This window comes from Amycolatopsis sp. NPDC003731 (genome assembly GCF_053586895.1).
The window spans coordinates 1-8,328 of sequence record NZ_JBSFNC010000252.1 but is presented as its reverse complement, the minus strand read 5'-3'; the positions used below and the strand labels follow the sequence as shown (position 1 = coordinate 8,328).

The 8,328-nt window shown below is 63.2% G+C and carries 9 protein-coding genes; 3 read left to right on the top strand and 6 right to left on the bottom strand.

Annotated features, from left to right (window positions below; translation table 11 throughout):
• Positions 1 to 538: 538 nt before the first annotated feature.
• From ACWDN5_RS45490 to ACWDN5_RS45470, 5 genes are all read right to left on the bottom strand, one after another.
• Positions 539 to 955, bottom strand: a complete 417-nt coding sequence (locus tag ACWDN5_RS45490; RefSeq protein ID WP_449680653.1) for a hypothetical protein — start codon at positions 953 to 955, stop codon at positions 539 to 541.
• Positions 952 to 1,305, bottom strand: coding sequence for an ArsR/SmtB family transcription factor (locus ACWDN5_RS45485; protein ID WP_449680652.1), 354 nt, complete (start codon positions 1,303 to 1,305; stop codon positions 952 to 954). Before ACWDN5_RS45485 ends, ACWDN5_RS45490 begins: the two co-directional genes overlap by 4 nt.
• The gene (locus tag ACWDN5_RS45480) at positions 1,302 to 1,724 is read right to left on the bottom strand and encodes a hypothetical protein (RefSeq protein ID WP_449680651.1); all 423 of its coding nucleotides are present in this window, start codon (positions 1,722 to 1,724) and stop codon (positions 1,302 to 1,304) included. The genes ACWDN5_RS45485 and ACWDN5_RS45480 overlap by 4 nt, the downstream gene beginning before the upstream one ends.
• Positions 1,724 to 1,930 carry a hypothetical protein gene (locus ACWDN5_RS45475; RefSeq protein WP_449680650.1) on the bottom strand — a complete coding sequence of 69 codons (207 nt, stop codon included), beginning with the start codon at positions 1,928 to 1,930 and terminating at the stop codon, positions 1,724 to 1,726. The genes ACWDN5_RS45480 and ACWDN5_RS45475 overlap by 1 nt, the downstream gene beginning before the upstream one ends.
• A 219-nt stretch (positions 1,931 to 2,149) precedes the next feature.
• A complete protein-coding gene (locus ACWDN5_RS45470) occupies positions 2,150 to 3,349 on the bottom strand; it encodes a helix-turn-helix domain-containing protein (RefSeq protein WP_449680649.1) in 1,200 nt (399 codons plus the stop codon).
• A gap of 89 nt (positions 3,350 to 3,438) precedes the next feature.
• On the opposite strand from ACWDN5_RS45470, the gene ACWDN5_RS45465 reads away from it, so the two are divergent.
• From ACWDN5_RS45465 to ACWDN5_RS45455, 3 genes are all read left to right on the top strand, one after another.
• Positions 3,439 to 4,158 carry an HAD family hydrolase gene (locus tag ACWDN5_RS45465; RefSeq protein ID WP_449680648.1) on the top strand — a complete coding sequence of 240 codons (720 nt, stop codon included), beginning with the start codon at positions 3,439 to 3,441 and terminating at the stop codon, positions 4,156 to 4,158.
• Positions 4,159 to 4,305: 147 nt separating this feature from the next.
• On the top strand, positions 4,306 to 5,916 hold the full coding sequence (locus ACWDN5_RS45460; protein ID WP_449680647.1) for an AAA family ATPase: 1,611 nt from the start codon (positions 4,306 to 4,308) through the stop codon (positions 5,914 to 5,916).
• Between the two features lie 78 nt (positions 5,917 to 5,994).
• A complete protein-coding gene (locus ACWDN5_RS45455; RefSeq protein WP_449680646.1) occupies positions 5,995 to 6,798 on the top strand; it encodes a hypothetical protein in 804 nt (267 codons plus the stop codon).
• Between the two features lie 50 nt (positions 6,799 to 6,848).
• On the opposite strand, the gene ACWDN5_RS45450 is transcribed toward ACWDN5_RS45455, so the two are convergent.
• On the bottom strand, positions 6,849 to 7,733 hold the full coding sequence (locus ACWDN5_RS45450) for a DUF5677 domain-containing protein (RefSeq protein WP_449680645.1): 885 nt from the start codon (positions 7,731 to 7,733) through the stop codon (positions 6,849 to 6,851).
• Positions 7,734 to 8,328: the final 595 nt, after the last annotated feature.

Here is an 8,328-nt window from a genome sequence, read left to right as displayed (position 1 = left end):
TTCTTTATTGGGTTTGTGTATTTATTTCTTGTGATATTCCGTACTTCTTGCCGAGCGCCGTACGTACGGCGCTCGGCAAGCTGTCTGTTGCCAGCTCCTCCACTCCCGCCATGATCGCCCCCCAGCGTTCATCTTGGCTGCTCAGGAGGCCGCTGTCACTCCTGAGGCTCATCCGGCAGGTTGCGCAGTCCCGCCAAAACGCGGGCCATGAGGTCGGTCGGTGGTGGCTGCGAAGTAGGGGAGCGCCGGACTGGATATGGGTGCTCGACATACGGCCGTACCCGCTGCGGCAGCACCAGCGGGAGTGGTTCGGTCGGCTCATCGGCCGGGGCCGGCTCCGCGGCGGCTGGGGCTGCGGGAGGCGGGCTGCCTGAGGTCGCCTCAGCGCGGCTGGCTCTCAGGCGATGCCGGCCGGGCCTCGTCGGTCGCCTTCGCCCTCGCCGCTCCTGCCGGTGACGCCAGCCGTCCCGAGCCAGCAGGGCGAAGATCAGGAGCACCGGCGTGGCCAGGGTGACAAGCACCGCCAGCTCGCCGCCGTTCACACCTGGGGCGACGCGTCCGGGGGTGGCTCAGGTTGGTCGGCTTGTCCCGGCGTGACCGGCGACGCGGGTAGCTGCTCGGCGTACAGCCCGACGACGTCACCGAGGGCCGCCAGCCAGCCGCTGACCCCGCTCAGCCGGTCTCGCGACATCGTGCCCGCCCGCAGCCGGGCACTTACCGCCAGCAGCTGCCGCCCCGACAGCGCCAGCCGCTCCGCCAAGGCCGTGGGAGCTTCGCCTTCGCCCGGCTCACCGGCGTGGGCTGCCACCACGTCGGCCAGCTCCGCCAGCAGCCCGGCGAACTGCCGCTGTCGCTGTGGCGGCATGGTCCCGGTGGCCAGCTCCCGGATGACCGCGGGCACGGCCTGGTGCACGCTGCCGAGACTCGTCAGGAGTTCGGCCGTCTCCGGGGTCATGACGGGCTCACCGGCGCGAACCAGTCCGGCTGTTCGTGCTGGCCTTGGGCTATCTGCTCGGCCGCCTGTCTGGTCAGGCCGGCGAGCCGCGCCAGGTAGGCGTCACGCTGGCGACTGCCGTGTTCGGTCAGCCGTGCCCAGCCCTCTTGCCCGACACCGCGCCGGGTATCGGTGTACCCGGCTGCACGCAGGGCGAAGAACTGGCGTTTGAGTCGGTCTTGGGTTACCCCCGTGGCCTGACACAAGAAGCTGAACCGGCACCACTGCGCTTCTCGCAGCAGGCACAGCAGATGCACCCGCAGCGGGTCCGGCAGCACCGTGTCATGGGTGGCGGCGTAGGCCGGGCTCATGCCGGTGCTCCCGTCCCGGCCAGCAAGCGGCGCTGCTCCGTCCGCCGCGCTCCCGGGTGTCGGAGCGCCAGCACCTGCGCTCCGGCGACCTCATCCAAGTACGTGCACATCGCCGCTTGCAGCTGCGCGTGGAGGGCCAGGTGCCGGAAGCTCGGCACCACCACGTGCCGGGCACCCGTCCGCACCAGTTCGGCGACCAGCTCGTCGAACGCCTCCCGCGAACCGCAGTGAAACTCGAAGAAGAACCCGGCGAAGGTCAACCCGTGGCCGTGCGCGAACCGGATCACCGTCTGCTCAAGGTGCCGTACCTTGTGGTCCGGTACATGAGCGGGCACCCGCACGTAGCCGTAGGCCAACTGGGCCGCCGCCGGGGCCGGCTCCGCCGTCTCGGGCAGCCGCAGGAGCGCTGAGGTCGTCACTAGAAGCCGTCCCGCAGCCGGGCGGCTTGACGCACCCTCGGGCACGGCCAGGGCACCCGGCACATCGCACATCGGCCGACGTGGAGCTGCGACGGCCGATGCACCACGAGGTACACGTGCAGCAGGGCATACAGCTGGAGCGGTTCGAGCGAGGCCAGCACCGCGGGCGCCGCCGTCGCCGTATACGCCGAGCCAGACTGGACCATGGAAAGTACCGCCTTGGACGTCGTCGGAGGGTCAGGTGGGCGGTATCCCGGCGGCCAGGACTTCGCGGGGAACGGGTGGTGCGTGCGGGAGTTCGCCCGTGACCTCGGAGGCGATCGGGAGGTGATCAACCGGCCGCCGGGATACCGGAACCGACCGTATGGGCGCTACCGGCCAGTAACCCGAACTGTCAGTTCGGGTGGGTTGGACGCGCAGATGATCTACACCGGCAGCCCGATGTCGGCGGCCAGGCGCACCGCCTCGACCGATACCGTCCGTCGTCCCCGCTCGATGACCGTGCGCAGGAGGGTGTGAGCTGCCGGGCGGAAGCGGACGTCTTCGGGCGCGTCCTGCTCGGCAATGCCCAGTAGCGCCAGCGTCGTGGCGAAGTCCCGCCGCTGAGCGTAGCCCTTGGCCTGGTCGAGCAAGAAGGCCACGCGTCGCTCGATGGATGGTGATCGCTCGTGGTCAACCTGGGCCGCCAGCCGGAGGCCCTCCACCGCTTCGCCCGACTCCACTTCCACCGTGACCGCGTACATCGCCACGTTGGTCGGGCCAAAGGCTGTCCAGCAGGTGTTGCAGTCGCCGGTGCGGTCGGCCAGCGGGGCTGCCTGCCGCAGCCGCTCACGGCCCGTCCAGGCATCACCGTTGCGCACCGCGGCCACCGCGGCGATAAGAAGGAGTGCGCCCGACAGTGCCACAGCTTCACGGTGGTTGGCGCGAAGGAGCGGTCGCAGGTCAGCTAGCGCGCTCAAGGCCACCACTTCGGCTTCTTCCGCGCGACCGTCCGCGAGGAGGACTTGCGTCAGGTTCCAGCGGGCTCCGGCCAGGCGTATCGGGTCGTCGGCCTGTTCGGCCGCCCGTTGCGCCCGATCGGCCGCGAGCAGCGATAGGTCGACCCGGCCGACGCGCTTCGTAACCGTCCGCAGGAGTCCGTAGAGGTCAGCTGCCACCGCCTGCGCTTGGCGTTGTTGACGCCCAGCCGCCTCACGGACGGTGGCTTCGGTGGTCGCGATGAGCTCTGGCAGGTCGGTGGTCAGCTCGGAGTAGCGGTGCGGCGAGGTCTGCCAGGCGTGCCAGGCTGCCTGCACCCGCGTCTTCAGCTCGGGTATCCCAGCTGCACTCGCGGCCTGCGGCTGTGGTGTGGTCATGGCCCGATAAATGGCATCAGCCGTGACGCCGCTGGCGCGAGGCGGCCGGGTCGTCGGCTGGCCGTCGAGCAGATCGCCCGGCTTTACGCGGAGCACGTCCGCCAGCTGTGCCAGCACTGCAATCGTCGGCAGCTTCTGGCCACGCTCGATTTGGTACAGGTAATCGGGGGTGATCCCAGCCAGGCCCGCCACGACGGTCTTCGTCTGGCGCGCCGCCGTGCGGTAGAACCGCACCCGGTCTCCCACCCTGCGTGCCAGATCGTCGTTCATCGCCGTTGCCGAACCCTCCCGCCGGGCCGTGACCAGCGCAAATGGTATCGCGCCGCCCCCGATCCGTCACGGATGGCACACTCGCGTTCATGACCGCGCCGAACACGCCGCCGCGCACCTTGGTGCTGTGGGATGTCGACCACACCCTGATCGAGACGCGCGGCGTTGGCCGGGCTATCTACGACCGGGCGTTCCCAGCTGCCACCGGCCGGCCGCTGGCTAAGCTGGCGCAGATTTCCGGCCGCACAGAACTCGACATCATGGCGGAGTCGCTGCGCGTCAACGGCCTGGAGCCGACCGACGAAGCCGTCCAGAAGCTGGCTGCCGCCCTCGTGCAGGGCTACGAGGACGCCCGCGACGAGCTGGTCACCACCGGCCGGGCGCTGCCGGGCGCACGCGAAGCGCTCCAGCAACTGGCCGCCGATCCCACCATTCATCAGGCCATCTTGACCGGCAACCTGCGCGAAGTGGCGCGAATCAAGCTGGAGGTGTTCAACCTCGACCAGTACCTCGACTTCGAGTCGAGTGCCTTCGGCGACGACCACGCCGACCGGCCCGAGCTGGTGCGCATCGCTAAGGAACGGGCCGAAGCCCAGACTGGCACCCGGTTCGAGCTGAGCGACATCGTGCTCATTGGCGACACACCCAACGACGTGAAGGCGGCGCTGACTGCGGGCGTGCGGGTCGTCGGGGTGGCGACGGGCAAGAGCACGGAGGCGGAGCTAGCGGCAGCCGGCGCAGAGATGACCGTACTGGACTTAACTGATCCTCAGCAGCTCGCACAGCTTCTTCGCAATAGACAGCGCTGACGCGGTTAGCTGCTACACCCGGCGTAACGCTGGCCACAGATGAGCCGACTGATCCTGTAAGCCACGTCGGGCTTGAGCCAGAGGGGCTCAAGCCCGTCCAGCGCGCAAATGGGTATTCGGTCAAAATAACGCTATACTGAGTGAGATATGGACTTGGACTACACTTTAACGCTGCCGGACGGCACAACACGACTCGAGGGACGAACGCCCGTCATAGTGGTCGGCCCTAACGGCAGCGGTAAGACGCGGCAAACTCGTAGTTTGACCGCCCAGGTGCCGGTGGACTTCGTCAACGCTCTTCGCAATACGCGCGTGGCTCCTGAGTTGCCAGTTATGGGCTACGATGCAGCACGGAGTAATTTTCAAGGCCAGAGAAATCAAGCGCGCAATGCTCACTGGGATCTAACTTCCGAGTTCGACTTCATGTTGTCGCAGCTGGTAGCCCAGAACTCAATGGCAGCAATGGAACTAAAAGCACGACTTCGAGAGAACCCGGACAATGTGGGCGAAATCGAAGAGACTGCACTCGATAAAGTCGAAGATTTATGGAAAAAGGTATATCCCGGCCGGTCGCTCTTCTGGCGCGAGTGGAAGCCTATGGTCGCGAGCACGGTTAACGGCACCAAGGTCGAGTATAGCGGCAACCAGATGAGCGACGGAGAAAAAGCAGCCCTGTACTTAGCCGCTCGCGTCTTCCTCGCCGATCCAGGGATATTAGTTGTAGACGAGCCGGAAACACATTTTCACTCACTTCTCGCCGTACGCCTATGGAACGCCCTTGAGGACGCCCGCCCTGAAGTCCGGTTTGTCTACGTCACCCACGACTTGACATTCGCTCTATCGCGTCGAGCAGCGCGGTATGTCCTTGCGAGCCCAACCGACGGTTTGCGCGCCATTGACCTCGATAGCGACCTCCCCGGTGACGTTGCGGGCGCATTGCTTGGCTCTGCCTCTCTATCCTTCTACGCTTCCCGCATCGTCTTTTGCGAGGGCGAAGAAGGAGGTCTTGACAGCCGACTTTACGGCGCATGGTTCAATGGACTCGACACGATTGTTAAGCCAGTGGGTAGCTGCCAGATGGTTCTCAGGTGTGTCGAGTCATTGCGCACGTCTGGAATTGCACAGTCATTGGATGCCATCGGGATCGTCGACGGTGACTTTCACCCCGAGGCATTCAAAGACAGCTTGCCACACGGTGTCCATTCTCTCAAAGTGCACGAGATCGAGAGTCTCTACTGTCTTACCGGGGTGGTTCGAGCAGTATGCGAGCACGTCGGCAAAGAATTCGATGCAGCTGCTTATCTAATTGCACTTCAAGAAAGTGTTTCAGAAAAGCAGCGGCATCAACTGGTTATTCAGCGCTGGAAGGCTCGTGTCGAACCGCATCTATCCGCTATTACCAGCCAAGTCAACAAGAGAGATCTCTCCCTGGAGGATCTCGTAAAAGCAATGCCAGGTATATTTGACTCGGCGAATTGGAGCTTTTCGCCTCAGGTCTTCCTGGAAGAAGAGAAGAAGCGAGTCGAGGGAGCTCTTCCCCGGGGAAGCGATGAGCAATTACTTGCACTGGTACCAGGAAAGCAACTGCTACCAATCGCGGCTCGCATAGCAGGCATGCAGCCTGCCGCTTACACTGACCTTATTGCGAAGGCCCTCACCAAATCTGACGCGGACGAATTTAGGTCATTACACGCCAAGCTTGTCACTCAATTGACTCCATTTCTGCCAGAGCGTCAGACGGCACCGGCAGAGTCGTGACGCCGGCAAGATCAGTCGCTCAAACCGAGGGCGACGACACGCAAGGTCAGAGCTGCTATTAAGACTGGATGATTGTACATGCCGAAGAATAGTTGGCAATGGACCAAGCGCATCATGTGGGGAGAGGGGCGCACCGCTCCACTCGACTTCGGAATGGAGCTGTGGAAGTGGGATGTTTCCCTGTATGAGAGCGCAGATGGCATTCGAGCCGCGTTGGTGCGTGCTGGCCAGCCAGTCGACGATGACGCCATCATATACGAAGCCACCCGCAGCTTACTTGCAGATGTCGTCGACGCTGCCGGAGGAGCCGAGCAGGCGCATCAGCGTTTTCAGGACGCAGTTCGGGCAATCGGAGCGCAGCTTGCTCAATGGACGGAAAGCAATTCCTCGACGCTGACTGACGGCATGGGGTTAGGCGACCCGACGGTGGAAGCAGCGTGGTATGCCCTCGAGGAGTTTCTGGTCTGGTCGCGGGTACTGAGTGACCGGCTCAAGCGAAAGCCCGTCATCCGAGCTTACCGCGCTGACCAGGGACTAATCCCAGCCCTGGCTGATGGCCCGCGTCGCGACGCCCTGGTCGCCGCCCGTGGCCATTTGCTGCAAAGTGGTGTGGAGGAGGCTACAAACCTGTCGAACCTAAGCCTGCACATGCAGTCAAGTCAGGCCGGCTCAAAGATCGGCCGGGTACGTTCGGGTGAGATCGTCCTACCGTTTCCGGATCATGTGACGACACGTATCGGCCACCGGTGGCAGTTGACCTACGACGATGGTCGAGATGCCGTCACATTCGCTGACACCCTGATGCGCGCCATCGATCGGTTCATGGAGGAGACGATCGCTGCACTTGAAACCCATGTGCCAGAGCGATTTCGGACTGAATGAGTTCACAACTCGTCGCTGATAGCAGTGGGAAAGATTAATTGCGCGCCACACTACAGTCCCTCTATTAGTTCTTCGTGCATCAGATCAACTTTCTTCACGCGCTCAACCAGGTCTTTTAGCGGCTCCAATAGGACGGTGACGGCATCGCGGCTCCCAGTAAGCTTCTCTAGGTGTCGAATGACGATCTCTAGCGAGAGTCGCGCAAGCATAAGAGGAACCTGTGGGCGCACGTGCAAGCTGTTGAAGTTTGGCGAGAACTTACCATTCTCGTATTCAAGATGATTGCGGTACACGTCAGTCCAGTCGCCGTGAACCTCTGATGAACCCGCACGGTAGGCCACGTAGGCACTTGGTCCGAGTAGTCGGACGCGCGCCTCTGCATTCGGAAAGCCAACCTGTGCTCGGCTTGGTATCGACGTTACGTCATCGATGCCCGCCGCCGCAGCTGTTCTCTCAATCGACCTCATCATGCGCTCTTCGATATCCAAGACAGAGTTATTTCTATTCTGGATGTTACTCTTGATGTCTCGAACCATTTCCCGCTCAGCGATAAGACTATTCATAACGTACTGGTCGTAGCGTGCGCCGTCGCCGGTATCGTCAAGCAGGTAGAGGAGTGTGGCAACGGTTTCAATGACATCACGAGCGATGCCAAGCTGCAGGAATGTCTCCTGGCTGTGTAGCTCGCGCACAGCCAGACGTAGAAGCTTCGTTATTCTGACCATTAATCCACGGTTGATCGCTTCATTTCGCACTGTTGGGCTGACGAGCGGCAGACCGGTCAAGATTGCAAACCAGTGTGTCGTCTCTCTGAGTAGATAGAAGGCGTCCTCCATGAACTGAGCTTCACTGTTTCCTGCCTCAGCGAGAGCTTCCCAGTTCGGCTCATATCGTTCAGGCATCATCTCGTCGGTAAGTTCAATAAAACCATCCATGTCGTAATGTTAGCCCGCCAGCCCCTTCGCGTCTTTCCATTAACCGAGTCGATGCGCGTAGGGTTCTAACGATCCTGCAAGTTACGCCCGGCACGACCGTATCGCGGCGCCTTCGGCACCCCTGCTTGATGCAGTCGATCTCTGACCGTGGTCTCCCCCGCCCCGAACTTCTCGGCGAGCTGTGCGTACGTCCAGCCGTCCCGGTACAGCTCAAGGGCGGTCGGCACGTCGTCCGGGCTCAGCCCTCTGGGGCTCGGGTCGATGCCTCGAGTGCGGAGATGCTTGCTGACCGTCCCGCGGTGGATGCCGAACTGACGTGCCAGCCCGACCACACTGGCGCGACCGTGGAACCCTGCCACCAACTCGTCCACCTCCGCGGCTTGGAGCTGGCGCGCCGTTCGCGGCGCGTGGGCAGGTGGACTGTTCACGGGCCGGGCATGGTCAAACCAGTCGGCAGCAATATTCAGCAGGCGTTGAACTCTGGAGGATGGGCTTGAAAGGGCCTCAATCACCCCGACCCGATTCGGGGGTGGGCTCGCGCTGGCGCGCTCGCCCCTCCCCCTTCATCTCCTTCCCGTTGCCCGGGGGGCCGAGC

Bases quoted from the DNA above. Each gene is read 5' to 3' on its own strand.
- ACWDN5_RS45475 (WP_449680650.1), bottom strand. From the start codon at position 1,930: ATGGTCCAGTCTGGCTCGGCGTATACGGCGACGGCGGCGCCCGCGGTG.
- ACWDN5_RS45490 (WP_449680653.1), bottom strand. From the start codon at position 955: ATGACCCCGGAGACGGCCGAACTCCTGACGAGTCTCGGCAGCGTGCAC.
- ACWDN5_RS45465 (WP_449680648.1), top strand. From the start codon at position 3,439: ATGACCGCGCCGAACACGCCGCCGCGCACCTTGGTGCTGTGGGATGTC.
- ACWDN5_RS45470 (WP_449680649.1), bottom strand. From the start codon at position 3,349: ATGAACGACGATCTGGCACGCAGGGTGGGAGACCGGGTGCGGTTCTAC.
- ACWDN5_RS45455 (WP_449680646.1), top strand. From the start codon at position 5,995: ATGCCGAAGAATAGTTGGCAATGGACCAAGCGCATCATGTGGGGAGAG.
- ACWDN5_RS45460 (WP_449680647.1), top strand. From the start codon at position 4,306: ATGGACTTGGACTACACTTTAACGCTGCCGGACGGCACAACACGACTC.
- ACWDN5_RS45485 (WP_449680652.1), bottom strand. From the start codon at position 1,305: ATGAGCCCGGCCTACGCCGCCACCCATGACACGGTGCTGCCGGACCCG.
- ACWDN5_RS45450 (WP_449680645.1), bottom strand. From the start codon at position 7,733: ATGGATGGTTTTATTGAACTTACCGACGAGATGATGCCTGAACGATAT.